The organism is Streptomyces sp. NPDC092952 (assembly GCF_044754785.1).
Taxonomy (GTDB): Bacteria; Actinomycetota; Actinomycetes; order Streptomycetales; family Streptomycetaceae; genus Streptomyces.
This window is the reverse complement of sequence record NZ_JBIVPT010000006.1, coordinates 35,909-50,164: the sequence shown is the minus strand read 5'-3', so window position 1 is coordinate 50,164 and position 14,256 is coordinate 35,909. Positions and strand designations below refer to the sequence as shown.

The 14,256-nt window shown below is 71.1% G+C and carries 10 protein-coding genes; 1 reads left to right on the top strand and 9 read right to left on the bottom strand.

What is annotated here, in order from left to right:
- Positions 1–7: 7 nt before the first annotated feature.
- From ACIQGQ_RS16865 to ACIQGQ_RS16855, 3 genes are all read right to left on the bottom strand, one after another.
- A complete protein-coding gene (locus ACIQGQ_RS16865) occupies positions 8–946 on the bottom strand; it encodes a hypothetical protein (RefSeq protein ID WP_402396143.1) in 939 nt (312 codons plus the stop codon).
- Positions 943–2,799 (bottom strand): stealth family protein, encoded by a 1,857-nt coding sequence (locus ACIQGQ_RS16860; RefSeq protein ID WP_402396141.1) that lies wholly within the window; start codon positions 2,797–2,799, stop codon positions 943–945. Before ACIQGQ_RS16860 ends, ACIQGQ_RS16865 begins: the two co-directional genes overlap by 4 nt.
- A gap of 363 nt (positions 2,800–3,162) precedes the next feature.
- Positions 3,163–4,272, bottom strand: a complete 1,110-nt coding sequence (locus tag ACIQGQ_RS16855) for a hypothetical protein (RefSeq protein WP_402396138.1) — start codon at positions 4,270–4,272, stop codon at positions 3,163–3,165.
- 422 nt (positions 4,273–4,694) lie between these two features.
- Here ACIQGQ_RS16855 and ACIQGQ_RS16850 point away from each other — a divergent pair, with 422 nt between their 5' ends.
- The gene (locus ACIQGQ_RS16850; RefSeq protein WP_402396135.1) at positions 4,695–5,774 is read left to right on the top strand and encodes an LCP family protein; all 1,080 of its coding nucleotides are present in this window, start codon (positions 4,695–4,697) and stop codon (positions 5,772–5,774) included.
- A 73-nt stretch (positions 5,775–5,847) separates the two neighbouring features.
- Here the strand turns inward: ACIQGQ_RS16850 and galE are convergent, their stop codons facing one another.
- From galE to ACIQGQ_RS16820, 6 genes are all read right to left on the bottom strand, one after another.
- Positions 5,848–6,834 carry a UDP-glucose 4-epimerase GalE gene (gene galE, locus ACIQGQ_RS16845; RefSeq protein WP_402396132.1) on the bottom strand — a complete coding sequence of 329 codons (987 nt, stop codon included), beginning with the start codon at positions 6,832–6,834 and terminating at the stop codon, positions 5,848–5,850.
- A 61-nt stretch (positions 6,835–6,895) separates the two neighbouring features.
- The gene (locus ACIQGQ_RS16840; RefSeq protein WP_402396129.1) at positions 6,896–8,407 is read right to left on the bottom strand and encodes an amino acid permease; all 1,512 of its coding nucleotides are present in this window, start codon (positions 8,405–8,407) and stop codon (positions 6,896–6,898) included.
- A 176-nt stretch (positions 8,408–8,583) separates the two neighbouring features.
- Complete coding sequence (gene dxs / locus ACIQGQ_RS16835; protein ID WP_402396126.1) at positions 8,584–10,512, bottom strand: 1-deoxy-D-xylulose-5-phosphate synthase; 1,929 nt, start codon at positions 10,510–10,512, stop codon at positions 8,584–8,586.
- Between the two features lie 181 nt (positions 10,513–10,693).
- Positions 10,694–12,070 (bottom strand): sugar ABC transporter permease, encoded by a 1,377-nt coding sequence (locus ACIQGQ_RS16830; RefSeq protein WP_402396123.1) that lies wholly within the window; start codon positions 12,068–12,070, stop codon positions 10,694–10,696.
- The gene (locus ACIQGQ_RS16825; protein WP_402396120.1) at positions 12,067–12,861 is read right to left on the bottom strand and encodes an ATP-binding cassette domain-containing protein; all 795 of its coding nucleotides are present in this window, start codon (positions 12,859–12,861) and stop codon (positions 12,067–12,069) included. The genes ACIQGQ_RS16830 and ACIQGQ_RS16825 overlap by 4 nt, the downstream gene beginning before the upstream one ends.
- Before the next feature lie 190 nt (positions 12,862–13,051).
- A complete protein-coding gene (locus ACIQGQ_RS16820) occupies positions 13,052–14,146 on the bottom strand; it encodes a sugar ABC transporter substrate-binding protein (protein ID WP_402396117.1) in 1,095 nt (364 codons plus the stop codon).
- Positions 14,147–14,256 lie beyond the last annotated feature (110 nt).

Here is a 14,256-nt window from a genome sequence, read left to right as displayed (position 1 = left end):
GGTGCGGTTACGCGGCTTCCGTCATCGGGCTGCACTGGATGCGGAAGTTACCCGCGGGTGTGTAGCGGGGCAGTACGAGCATGGGGGGCCGGCCGGCCGGTGTGACCGCGGTCTGCCGGTAGGCGAAGACCCGTCCGGGGTTGCGTACGTCGTGCAGACGCCGTCCCAGGCGCATGTCGCGCAGGTTGTCCGAGCACAGGACCAGGTCCCACTGCTCGGCGCGGTCACGGCGGGGCGCCATGAGGTGCAGCGGTGCGGTCACCTGCCACAGCCCTTCCGGGGACCGGTCGACATCGGCCTCCAGCCGGCGCCCGGAGGCGACGAACTCGGCCCAGGGGGCTTCGGGCTCCCCTCCGACCACGCGGAAGGCGACCTCGACGTGGCTGTGGCTCACCTGGACGCGCACCACCTCCGCCGAGGGCTGGGAGGGGCTGAACGTCACCCGGGCGTTCCCGGTGACGCTCCGGCCGAGCCGGTAGCGGGCCCCGGTCGCCGCGGACGCCTCCATGGGCCGGGTCGGGCCGCCGTACGGCACGGGGAGGTCGACGAGGAGCAGGGGCAGCGTGCGGCGCAGCCCCTGGGAGAGGCGGAGCCGGATCTTCCAGCGGCCGGGGGTCAGGGGCAGGCCGTTCACGTCCTGTCCGAGCAGGACCGCGGCGTCCATGGCGACGCCTCCGTCGTGGTCGGTGTAGACCCGGGCGTCGGTGGTGAACTTGCGGCCCCGGCGCCTCAGTTCGATCCGGGCGCCCTCGTCCGGGCGCACCCGGCGCGGCAGCCCGGCGTGCAGGTTGACGGTCTGTCCGTCGAGCACGGCGGCATAGCGGAGCACGGCCGCCCGGCCCTCGCGTCGCGGCAGGAAGACCCGGCGCAGCAGCACCGACCGGACGCGGGTGATCTGCCGGCCCGTCCGGCGGCGCAGGGCGCGAAGAGGTCGTCGGCGCTTCATCGGGCGGCTCCGTCGGCGAGGCCGTGGTGGGAGGGGCCCGCGTCCAGGCTCGGCCGGAGGACGCGGCGGTCGGTGAGCCGGGTGGGTGCGGTGGTCCCGGCGGGCAGCTCGTACCGGCTGGGTACGGGGAAGTAGTGCGCGAGGAACGAGCGGACCATGCGGTCCTGGGCCTCGGGGTCGGGGTGGACGACGGTGTCGTTGAGGCAGAAGGTGTCGAAGTCGCGTCGGGCGAGCAGCGAGTTGAGCCGGCGGGGTGCCTGGTCGGCGGCGAGGTCGACGTAGACGTAGCGCAGGTTGCCGACGGTCGCCCGGCCGGTGTGGAAGCCGTAGTAGTGGTGCAGGGACGAGGTGATCGGGACGTCCTGGGGCGAGCGGAAGCGGGAGTGCTGGGTGCGGCGGTGCTCCTCGCCGTAGACCCGCTCGATGTCGGAGAGGACGCTGCGGCGCAGGGCGTGCGGGGTGTGCTTCATCTTCTGCGCGATCCGGGTGCCGAAGGACCGCTCGATGAGGTCCCTGCTGTTCTTGCCCGCGGCGTTCACCGGCAGGTCGCCGGGGCCCGCGGAGCCGGTCGGCACGAGCGCCTTGGACTGGAAGAACTTGCTGAGTCCGTTGGCGTGGAAGAAGTGTCCGGGGGTGAGCGGCCGGCCGAGGAACACGTCGTCGTTGAGGTACAGGAAGTGCTCGGACAGCCCGTCGATCCGGTGCAGCTGGCTCTCGATGGCGTGCGAGTTGAAGGTCGGCAGCGCGGCGGGGTCGGAGAAGATCTCCCGGTGGTCGACGACCTCCAGGCCCGGTACGTCGGTGTCGAGCCAGGCGGGCACCTGACCTGCGGTGACCAGGTAGACGTTGCGCACCCAGGGCGCGTACTGGTGCAGCGACCGCAGCGAGTAGCGCAGTTCGTCGCGGCTGGTGAACCGGGCGTCGTTGGCGGCCTGGTCGTGCAGGGCCGGGACGGGGGCGCCGGGGCGTCCCGAGCGGGCGGAGTCCCGTTCCGCGGCCCACACCGGGTCGGAGTCGTCGACCCAGGTGTAGACGACGTCGATGGGGAAGAGGTGGTCGTCCGGCAGGGGCTGGGTGAACTCCGGCAGGGTGCGCGTGACCCCGGTGGTGTAGGCGCCGGGCACCAGGGCGAACAGCGCCTGCGGTGCGGCCGGCCTCGGGGTGTCCGCCGGGACCTGGTCGACCACGCGGTTGGGGCGGGGGGCCTCGTAGTGGCCGTCGCGTTCCGTCCAGAACTCCAGGTCGCAGCCCTGGTCGATGCCGAAGACGAGGTGCTGCGTGGGGTCGGTGACGTACCAGGCGACCCGGAGGGCGTCGTGCTTGCGCAGCTGCCGCCAGGACCTGACGTCGTCGCCGGGGCGTACGCCCGACTCCGACGCGGTGGCCGTGCCGATGTAGCCCGGGGCTTCCTCGAAGGCGAGCCGGAGCAGTTCCTCGACCGTTCCTCGGAGCGCGACGGGCACCGCGACCGTCGGGACGTCCTTCGCGGTGCCGCGGATGCAGAAGTACTCGATGCCCTCGGCCTCCAGCACGGAGGTGAGGATGTGCAGATTGCGCGCCCGGGCCGCCCATGCCGTGGCGCCCTCCACGAGGAGGGCGCGCATGTGCCGTCCCCCGAGGCGCACCACCCGCTGCGCGTAGGCCGCGCTGTGCCGGGGTGTCCTGCGCCGGCCGCCCATCGCCCAGACGACCGTCGCCGACCGGACGGCGTCGACGGAGGTGAACGAGGACTTGACGGCGGAGCGCAGCGGGGCTGGCACTTTGCGGACGATGCCCCTGCGCGCCCCCACGGGCACGACGGACCGGTAGGTCGAGACCAACGATCCCGCCTCCGGATTGCCGGAACCGGCCACGAGGCATCCACCATCCACGCCACTGCGGCCCAGCGCCTGCCGCGGCCGGACACCACCTCGTGCCCGGACGACGAACGGAATGAGACCGAAAGCTGTTGTTCACCATGCCGACCGCCCCACTGGACGATCAACCCTGCTCACCCGCGAGCAAGTCACAGAACCTTCACATAAGGAAGCGATCAATGTCCAACCAAAAAAGCGGACATGTACGACAAAAGGGCGTGAGGAATCCCACCGGGAAACTTGTACAACCTTTTACGACTCCACGGGAACGCCACATGGACACGGTGCGGCGGACAGGTGTCGCCGGATGCCGCCAGGTGTCGTCCGGCGCTCCCGGGGCCCGGCGGGGAGGGTGTCGGATCAGATCCGGTGCCAGTGCGGCGGGAGCGTGAGCCCCGGCCCGTCCTCCTGCCGGGCGAGGGAGACTCCCCCGTCCGGTTCGCACACGGCCACGACGACCCGGCCGTGCCCGTCGAGCGCGAGGGCGGGATCGCCGGAGCACTCCTTGGTGGTGTCCGACCACCAGACACCGCTCTGCTCCGCCTCGGTGCCGCAGACCCCGATCAGCAGGGTGCCGCCCGCCCCGCGCTGCGCGAGAACCGTGCAGTCGTAGCCGTCGAGCGGGGTGCGCAGCGCCACGACGGCACCGTCCCCCGGCTGCCCGCCCGCCGCCAGCGGCCAGGCGCCCGCCCGGTGGGCGACGACCCCGGCCGTGTTCGCGTCGGTCCAGTAGTAGGTGAGGCGGTCGGGCGCCGTCTCCAGCGCGGTCGCGGAACCCGCCAACGCGTAGAACTGCGCGGGCCGGGCGGCCGTCAGCGGGCCGTCCGGGGCCTCCTGACGCCACTGCTGCACCCCGCTGTCGCTGGGCGCGAAGACCTCCACGAGCCCGCCCGACGTCGCCGAGGCCACCATCTCCGCGGCGAGCCCGACCCCCTTGAGGTCCTGCCAGGCCCCCCACTTCCCGGTCTTCCCCTCGCGGCGCATCTGCAGTCCGCGCCCCGCGTTGCGCGCGAAGACGAAGAGCGTTCCCTTCGCGTCGACGGCCCCGGCCGGCGCACCGGCCCTCCGGCCCTCCTCCCGGTCGCGGTGGAAGTTGCCCAGGGAGCGCCACGCAGTGACGGGACGGCCGGTCTGGTACTGGACGGCGTGGACGAAGTCCACCTTCGGGCCGTCGGCACCGGCGCGCTCGCGCCGGCCGAGAAAGTGCACATAGGAGTCGGCGCCCTGAACGACGGTCACATCCGTCAGCCCCGCGACCGGCACGAACTCCGGCCCGTCCCACCGGTCCCCGCCCGGGTTCCGCTGCGTCCAGCGCAGCAGACCGCCCTCGGTGCGGGCGTAGAGCGTGAGCCTGCCGTCCTTGCCGAGCGGCATCCAGCGGCCGCGCGGCGCCCCGAGGGCCCGGCGGTGGCCGGACGACGGGTCGAGCGGGCGGGGGCCGCTCGCGGAGTCCGACGCTCTTCTCCGCATGGCCCGCAACACCTTCTCCGCTTCACCGGTTCTTCAACCCGCCCGTACGTGGCCGACACATCATATGCTCAGCCTCCGACCGGGCTTCGGGGCGCGTCCCCGGCGGGCACGAGGGGTGTGACGCTTCCCACCCCGCCGTCGCGGGGCCGGGTCCCTCGCGGCCTCCCGGAGGGCGGGCGCCCTCCCGCCCGCTCGGAAAATCTGCCTATAGTGCTCCAGCGTCCGATCCGTCGGCGCCTGCGCGGTCGGCGACGCCCGCCGTGACCCTGCCCAGCGCGCGCCCCATGAGCCGCGGGCGGGTGCTTCGTACGATCCCCCCTTCCGTTCCCCGGTTCCTCGCGGCCGGGCCGCGACGGGAGGTCCCGCCTCGCCTCAGTGGTCCCCCATCGGCCCAGGGGCCCAGACGATGACGAGCTGCATGTATGTCTGACGAATCCGATCTGTCCTCCCGCCGCAGGCCCAGGGGCCGCAAGGTCCGTACCCGCGGTCAGCGCATCAGGCGCGCCGTGCTCGTCACGCTGCTGGTGCTCGTGGTGGCCGGCGGCGCCACCACGTACTGGCTGTACAGCAGGCTCGACGGGAACATCACCGGCGTCGACATCGACAAGGCGCTCGGCGAGGACCGCCCCGAGAAGCTCCCGACCAGCGGGCAGAACCTGCTCGTTCTCGGCTCCGACTCACGGGACGGCGCCGAGAACAAGGAGCTGGGCGGTGGCGGCGCCGTCAGCGGCGCGCGCTCCGACACCGCGATGGTGGTGCACATACCCGAGGGCCGGAGCAGGGCCGTCGCGGTCTCCATACCGCGCGACACGCTGGTGACCCGGCCCGAGTGCACCAAGGCCGACGGCACGGCGGTGCCGACGGCGAACCGTGTGATGTTCAACTCGGTGTACTCCCAGGTCGGCCCGGCCTGTGTGGTCAAGACCGTCGAGAAGATGTCCGGGGTGCGCATCGACCACTACCTGGAGATCAACTTCGCCGGGTTCAAGGATCTCGTCGACGCCATCGGCGGAGTCACCGTCGACGTCGAGAAGCCCATCCACGACAAGTCCTCCGGGCTCGACCTGACCGCCGGAACGCACCGGCTCGACGGCACCCAGTCCCTCGCCTACGTCCGGACCCGGCACGGCATCGGTGACGGCAGCGACCTCGGCCGCATCGGCCTCCAGCAGCAGTTCCTGCTGGCCCTGCTGAGCGAGGTCAAGTCGCAGGACCTGCTGGGCAGTCCGGCGAAGTCCTACAAGGTGGCCAACTCAGCGACCAAGTCGCTGACCACCGACTCCGGGCTGGCCTCGCTGACCTCCCTGGCGGAGTTCGCCCGGTCGATGAACGGCGTCGACCCGGGCTCGATGGAGACCATCATGCTGCCGGTCGCGTACGACAAGGTGGACCCGAACCGGGTCGTGGCGGCCCAGCCCCAGGCCGGCACGCTCTGGAAGGCGATCCGCGAGGACTCCACCATCCCCGAGTCCGCGAAGAAGTCGCCGGCGACCGGCGGCTGACCGGGCCGGACCAGCTGTACGGCGATGCCCCGGGACCGCGTGGTCCCGGGGCATCGCCGTATGCCGGAGCGCGTCAGCGCCGCGCCTCGGGGTGGTACAGGCACCAGCCCTCCCAGGCCGACTCGACCATCGCGCGCACCCCGTGCCGCGCGGTCCACTCCAGCTCGGAGCGCATCAGCTCGGAGGCGGCCACCACCCGGGCGGGGTCGCCGGGGCGGCGGGGCCGCACCGCCGGCTCGGCCGCCGGTCCGTAGCCGGTGACCTCGCCGATCAGGGCGATCATCTCCCGCACCGAGACGCCCTCGCCCCGGCCGATGTTGACCGTGAGGTCGGTGCCGCCGCCACGGGCCGCGAGCGCCCCGGCCACGGCGACATGCGCCGAGGCGAGGTCGGCGACATGGATGAAGTCACGGATACAGGTGCCGTCCGGGGTGGCGTAGTCGTCGCCGAAGATCAGCGGGGCCTCGCCCGCCGTGAGCCGCTCGAAGACCATCGGGACCAGGTTGTGGACCCCCGTGTCGGCGAGGTCCGCCGAGGCCGCGCCCGCCACGTTGAAGTAACGGAGCGAGGCCGTCGCCATGCCGTGCGCCGCGCCCGCCGCGCGGACCATCCACTCCCCCGCCAGCTTCGTCTCGCCGTAGGGGTTCATGGGGGCGCAGGGCGTGGCCTCGGTGACCAGGTCCACGTCCGGCAGACCGTAGACGGCGGCCGACGAGGAGAACAGGAAGCGGCGGGCGCCCGCCGAGGTGACGGCCTCCAGCAGGGTCTGGAGCCCGTACACGTTCTCCCGGTAGTAGTGCAGCGGACGGGCCACGGACTCGGCCACCTGCTTCTTGGCCGCCAGATGGACGACGCCGTCGACGCCGTGCCCGGCGATCGCCCCGTCCAGCGCCTCCCGGTCGAGCGTGGAGCCCTTGACGAAGGGCACCCCGTCGGGGATCCGGGCCGGGTCACCGGTCGACAGGTCGTCGTACACGACCACCCGCTCGCCCGCGTCGAGCATCGCCCGTACGACATGCGCTCCGATGAAACCCGCGCCACCCGTGATCAACCAAGTCATATGGGCATCCTATGACCCCGGCCCGGGGCGCCCCCTCCGCCCGGGGCCGGACCGGCCGCCGTCACCCGCCGGTCCGCCGCCCGTGCAGCCGGCTGTGCGAACGCCCGTAGGTGAAGTAGATGACCACGCCGATGGCCATCCAGATACCGAACCGCAGCCAGGTCTCCGCCGGGAGGTTGAGCATCAGCCACACCGAGGCGGCCACCGACGCGACGGGGACGAACGGCACCCACGGGGTACGGAACGCACGGTGCAGGTCGGGGCGGGTGCGGCGCAGCACCAGCACCCCGAGGGCGACCACGACGAAGGCGAAGAGCGTACCGATGTTCACCAGCGCCGCCAGCTCGTTGATGCTGGTGAACCCGGCGACGACGGCGATGACCACGCCGAGCAGGATGGTCGGGCGGTACGGGGTGCCGAACTTCGGGTGGGTCTTGGAGAAGAACCTGGGGAGCAGCCCGTCGCGGCTCATCGCGAAGAAGACCCGGGTCTGTCCCAGCAGCAGGATGAGGCAGACGGTGGTGAGGCCAATCGCGGCCCCGAAGCTGATCAGTCCGGCGTAGACGGGGTGGCCGACGGCCTTGAAGGCGTCGGCGAGCGGGGCCTCCACCGACAGGTCGGAGTAGTGCTCCATCCCGGTCACCACCAGCGAGACGGCCACGTAGAGCACGGTGCAGACGAAGAGCGAGGCGAGGATGCCGCGCGGCATGTCGCGCTGGGGGAGCTTGGTCTCCTCGGCGGCGGTGGCCACCACGTCGAAGCCGATGAAGGCGAAGAAGACGATGGAGGCGGCTGTGAAGATGCCCATGACGCCGAAGTTGGTCGGCGCGTAGCCGAACATCAGCTGGACCAGTGGTTCGGTCAGGCCGGAGCCGCCGGTCTGCGGCTGCGCCTCGGGGATGAACGGCGAGTAGTTGGCCGCCTTCACGAAGAAGCTCCCGGCGATGATCACGACCAGGACCACCGCGACCTTGATGGCGACGACCACGGTCGTGACCCGGGCCGAGAGCTTCATCCCGAGCACCAGCACCACGGTCAGCACGAGCACCAGGAAGAACGCCAGGATGTCGAAGCCGAAACCTTTTGCCGCGTCCGTTCCGGAGAGCACGTCGGGGATGTGCCAGCCGAAGTTCTCCAGCAGCGAGCGGACGTACCCGGACCAGCCGACCGCCACCACCGCCGTGCCCAGCGCGAACTCCAGCACCAGGTCCCAGCCGATGATCCAGGCGACCAGCTCGCCCAGCGAGGCGTACGCGAAGGTGTACGCCGAACCGGCGACCGGGACGGTCGAGGCGAACTCGGCGTAGCAGAGCGCGGCCAGCGCGCAGACGATGCCGGCGACGACGAAGGCGAGCGCGGTGGCGGGCCCCGCCGTCTCCCTGGCCACCTTGCCGGTGAGGACGAAGATGCCGGTGCCGATGATGACGCCCACGCCGAAGACCGTGAGGTCCAGGGCGGAGAGGGACTTCCGTAGCGCGCGCTCCGGCTCCTCGGTGTCGCGGATGGACTCCTCGACCGTCTTGGTCCGGAACAGTCCGTCACCGCTGGGTGGTGTGTCCTGCTGGGCAGTCACCTGCGTACCTCCGCGCATTCGTCGTGTACGCCATGATTCGGGCCCGGCACGACGAACCAGGGTGACAAATCGGGCGATTTCACACGAATGGGCCGGTCGGACCACCCGTACAGGGTGACCCGACCGGCCCATCGGCCGTGCGTCGGCGGTACGGCCCGCTCGGGGCCGCGGCGGCGTCAGTCGCGGGCGGGCTCGATCACCGCACCGGCCTCGGTTCCGCTCCCGAAACGGCCGTCCAACTTGGCGACCAGGCCGGTGACCTGGCGGGCGATGTCCGGTGCGGTCAGCCCGATCTCGGCCATGACCTCCTTGCGGGAGGCGTGGTCGAGGAAGCGCGGCGGGATGCCGAAGTCGCGCAGCGGTACGTCGACCCCGGCGTCGCGCAGGGCCTGGGAGACGGCGGAGCCGACACCGCCGGCCCGGCTGTTGTCCTCGACGGTGACGACGACCCGGTGCCGCTCGGCGAGCGGGGCCATCGCCTCGTCGACCGGCTTGACCCAGCGCGGGTCGACGACGGTCGTCGAGATGCCCTGGGCCTCCAGCAGGTCGGCGATCTCCAGGCACATCGGGGCGAGCGCGCCGACCGAGACCAGCAGTACGTCCGGCCGGGTGGCGCCGGGCTCGCGGAGCACGTCCATCCCGCCGACCCGGCCGACGGCCTTGACCGCCGGGCCGACCGCGCCCTTGGAGAAGCGGACCACGGTCGGCGCGTCGTCGACCTCGACGGCCTCGCGGAGCTGGGCACGGACCTGGTCGGCGTCGCGCGGGGCGGCGATCCGGAGGGAGGGCACGCACTGCAGGATCGACATGTCCCACATGCCGTTGTGCGAGGCGCCGTCGGTGCCGGTGATCCCGGCCCGGTCCAGGACGAAGGTCACACCGCACTTGTGCAGGGCGACATCCATCAGGACCTGGTCGAAGGCGCGGTTGAGGAAGGTGGCGTACACCGCGAAGACCGGGTGCAGACCGCCGGTGGCGAGGCCGGCCGCGGAGACCGCGCCGTGCTGCTCGGCGATGCCGACGTCGTAGATCCGGTCCGGGAACTCCTTCTCGAACCTGGTCAGCCCGACCGGCTGGAGCATGGCCGCGGTGATCGCGACGATGTCCTCGCGCTCGCGGCCGAGCTTGACCATCTCCTCGCCGAAGACGGAGGTCCAGTCGAGGCCGGAGGAGGCGATGGGCAGCCCGGTGTCCGGGTGGATCTTGCCGACCGCGTGGAAGCGGTCCGCCTCGTCCTGGAGGGCCGGGGTGTAGCCGCGGCCCTTCTCGGTGATGCAGTGCACGATGACCGGGCCGCCGAAGCGCTTGGCCCGCTGGAGCGCGGACTCCAGGGCCTCGATGTCGTGGCCGTCGATCGGGCCGACGTACTTCAGGCCGAGGTCCTCGAACATGCCCTGCGGGGCGATGAAGTCCTTGAGGCCCTTCTTCGCGCCGTGCAGCGTCTCGTACAGCGGCCGGCCGACGACGGGGGTGCGCTCCAGGATGTCCTTGCCCCGGGCCAGGAAGCGCTCGTAGCCGTCGGTGGTGCGCAGGGTGGCGAGGTGGTTGGCGAGACCGCCGATGGTCGGCGCGTAGGAGCGCTCGTTGTCGTTGACGACGATGACCAGCGGGCGGTCCTTGGCGGCGGCGATGTTGTTCAGCGCCTCCCAGGCCATACCGCCGGTGAGCGCGCCGTCACCGATGACCGCGACGACGTGGTCGTCCTTGTGGAGCACCTCGTTGGCCTTGGCGAGGCCGTCGGCCCAGCCGAGGACGGTCGAGGCGTGCGAGTTCTCGATCACGTCGTGCTCGGACTCGGCACGGGAGGGGTAGCCGGAGAGGCCGCCCTTGCTCTTGAGCTTCGAGAAGTCCTGGCGGCCGGTGAGGAGCTTGTGCACATAGCTCTGGTGCCCGGTGTCGAACAGCACCTTGTCCCTCGGCGAGTCGAAGACCCGGTGCAGGGCGATGGTCAGCTCGACGACGCCCAGGTTGGGGCCGAGGTGGCCGCCGGTCTTGGACACCGCGTCGACGAGGAAGGTCCGGATCTCCTCGGCGAGCTGCTCCAGCTGCTCGGGCGTGAGCCGGTCCAGGTCACGCGGTCCACCGATGCGGGTCAGCAGGGCCACCCGTGCCTCCTTGCGTCTTGAGCTGGTCGAGCATGCCGGTCCGATGAGTCTAATGTTCCGGTCGCGCCGGGGGTCATCGGGCGGTCCGTTCGGTACGTACTCCGTACATATGGTCCGGAAAATACGGCCGCGTCCGCACTCCGGGGGCACCCGGGGGTACGGACGCGGCGGCGCATACGGGCTACGCGCGGCCCGCGGTCTTCTGCGTGCGGCGGGAGACCGAGTCGATGACCACGGCGGCCAGCAGCACCGCGCCGGTGATCATGTACTGGATGGCGTTGGCCATCCCGATCATGTTCAGGCCCTGCTGGATCGACTGGATCACGACCATGCCGAGCAGCGCGGACCAGACCTTGCCCCGGCCGCCGAAGAGGCTGGTGCCGCCGATCACGGCCGCCGCGATGACCAGCATCAGGGTGTTGCCGCCGCCGACGCTCTTGGTGGCGCCGCCGGAGAGGCTGGCGATGAAGAGACCGCCGAAGGCGCCGAGCATGCCGGAGAGCGCGAAGACGGTGATCCGGATGCGGTCGACGCTGATACCGGCGCGGCGCGCGGCCTCCGGGTTGCCGCCCACCGCGAAGACCTGGCGGCCGAAGCTGGTGCGCCGGGCGACGAAGTCCGCGACGACCAGCACCGCGAGGAAGAGCACCAGGGCCAGCGGCAGGCCGCGGGCGCCGGAGGGCTCGTTCAGCACGAACGCGGCGGCGAAGCACAGCACGGCGACGACGCCGGTACGGAGCAGGACCTCGCTGACCGGGCGGGCGGGCAGGGCGGCGGCCCGGCGGCGGCCGCGGTCCATGAGGAGCGAGGCCGCGTACGCGAGGACGGCGACCAGGGCGAGCCCGTAGCCGACCGCCTTGTCCTCGAAGAAGTAGTTGGTGAGGTTCTCCACGAAGCTGCCGGACGGAGTGTTGATCGAGCCCTCACCGCCCATCATCCACTCCTGGAGGCCGCTCCAGCCGAGGAAGCCGGCCAGGGTGACGACGAAGGCGGGCACCCCGATCTTGGCGAAGAAGAAGCCGTGCAGCGCGCCGAGCACCAGCCCGCCGCCCACCGCCACCAGCACCGCGGCCCATTCGGGCCAGCCGTGGTTGACGTTGAGCACGGCCCAGGTGGCCGCGCCGACCCCGGCGACCGAGCCGACCGACAGGTCGATCTCGCCGAGCAGCAGGACGAAGACGATGCCGACCGCCATGATGCCGAGGCCGGAGCTGTAGACGGCGATGTTGGCGATGGAGCTGGCGGAGAGGAAGTTCTCGTTCTGGATCTGGAAGACGACCGCGATGACGATCAGTCCGACCAGGACCGGGAGCGAGCCGAGCTCACCGCCGCGCACCTTGCGGGTGAACTCCGACCAGTAGCCCTTGAAGCCCTCCTCGCGCACGAGCAGGCGCGGGTCGACGGCGGGGGCGGCCGCCCCGGGGGCCGCTTCGACGGCGGCTCCTCCGGCGGCGGCTCCCTCGGAGGTCCCGGGTGCCTCGGAGGTCCCGGGTGCCTCGGCGGTCCCGGTGGCCTCGGGTGCCTCTGTGGGCTCGGGGGTCTTGGCGAGGTCGCTCACTTGGCGTCCTCCTTCGTCGCTGTGCGGGCCTGGCGGCGCGTGACGGCGTTGTCCGTGGCACCGGTGATCGCGGAGATGATCTGCTCGTGGGAGGTGGTGGCCACGTCGAAGACCCCGTTGTTGCGGCCCAGCCGCAGCACCGCCACCCGGTCGGCGACGGCGCGTACGTCGGCCATGTTGTGGCTGATCAGGATGACGCCGTGGCCGCGCTCGCGCAGCCGTTCGACCAGGTCGAGGACCTGCGCGGTCTGCTCGACGCCCAGGGCGGCGGTCGGCTCGTCCAGGATGACGATCTTGGGGTCGCCGATCAGCGCGCGGGCGATGGCCACCACCTGGCGCTGCCCGCCGGAGAGCGAGGCGACCGGGATGCGGACGCTGGGGATCCGGATGGACAGGGTGTCCAGCAGCTCCTTGGCGCGCTTCTCCATGGCGATCTCGTCGAGGACGGACGCCCGGCGCAGTTCGCTGCCGAGGAAGAGGTTGGCGACCACGTCGAGGTTGTCGCAGAGCGCCAGGTCCTGGTAGACGGTGGCGACGCCGAGGTCCTGGGCGTCGTTGGGCCGGTTGATCCGGACCGTCGCGCCCTCCCACTCGATGGCGCCTTCGTCGATCGGGTGGACGCCCGAGATGGTCTTGACGAGGGTCGACTTGCCGGCGCCGTTGTCGCCGACCAGGGCGACCACCTCGCCGGAGTGGATCTCCAGGTCCACATCGGTGAGCGCCTGGACGGCGCCGAACCGCTTGGAGATCCCGCGCAACGCCAGCACGGGCGTAGCGGACACGTGAATCATCTCCTTCGCCGCCTGACCGGCGGTGGGGGGTGGTGCCGAGCACCGGGGGGAGGTCGGTGCCCGGGCCGGCGAAACAGTCCGGCGCCCGCCCCCTGCTGCGGGGCATGGACGGGGCGGGTGCCGGACCGGACCGGGGAGCTCCGGGGGCCCGCCGTCCGGTCGCGGACGCGGAACTCCCGTGCGGTGGTGGCTACTTGATCCCTGCGGCGGCGCAGGCCGCCTTGTACTGGGCGGCGCAGATCTGCTCGACCGTGTAGACCTTGTCGGCGACGATGGTGGAGGCGACGTTCTCCTTGGTCACGATCGAGGCGTCGTACAGCTTCGACGGGGTGGCCTTGAACTCGCCGGAGAGGCTGTCGACCTTGACCGGGGCCAGGTCGTCGATCTTGTCGCCCTTGAGCAGGCGGACGGCGATCTCGGCGGTGGTCTCGGCCTCCGGCTTGATCTGCTTGTAGATCGAGAAGGCCTGTTCGCCCGTCAGGATGCGCTGGATACCGGCGAGTTCGGAGTCCTGGCCGCCGACCGGGACCTTGATGTCCTGCTTCTTCAGGGCCGTGATGATGCCGCCCGCCATGCCGTCGTTGGCGGAGTAGACGCCCTGGAAGCCCGTCTTGCCCAGCGAGTCGATGGCGGCGCCCATCTTCTTGTTGGCCTCGTCCGGCGACCAGTCCGGGATGTCCTGCTCGTACACGACCTTCTTGACCTGCTGGTCGAGGACGCTGTGCGCACCCTTCTTGAAGAAGGGGGCGTTGGGGTCGGTCGGCGAGCCGTTGATCATGACAACGTTGCTCTCCTTGGCCTTGGCGCCCAGCGCCTTGACCAGCGCCTCGCCCTGGAGCTGGCCGATCTTCTCGTTGTCGTACGACACGTAGGCGGAGATCGGGCCCTCGGCGAGACGGTCGTACGCGACGACCTTGACGTCCTTCTTCGCGGCCTGCTGGACCCAGGACTTGGCGGCCTTGTAGTCGACGGTGTCCAGGATGATGACCTTCACACCCTGCGTGACCAGCGCGTCGAACTGCTTCTTCTGGGTCTCGCTGTCACCGGCGGCGTTGTTGTACTTGACCTTGCAGTCGCCGCAGAGCGCCTCGACCTTCGCCTCGATGATCGGGCGGTCGAACGTCTCGTAACGCGTGGTCTTGTTCTCCGGCAGCAGCAGGCCGATCGTCTTGCCGTCGCCGCCGCCGGAGTCCTTGTCGTCACCGGCCTTGCCACAGGCGGCGAGGGAGAGGGCCATGGAGACCGCGGCCGTTCCTATGACAATGCGTCGCGTCGTTGCGTTCATTACGGGTTGCCTCCCTGACGAGGCCGCGACGTCGCGGCCGAGGTGGCTGGCAGTCAACTCGGCTACGACGGCAGCGTCAAGGAGTAAATCCTTAACGAGATGACAACGGT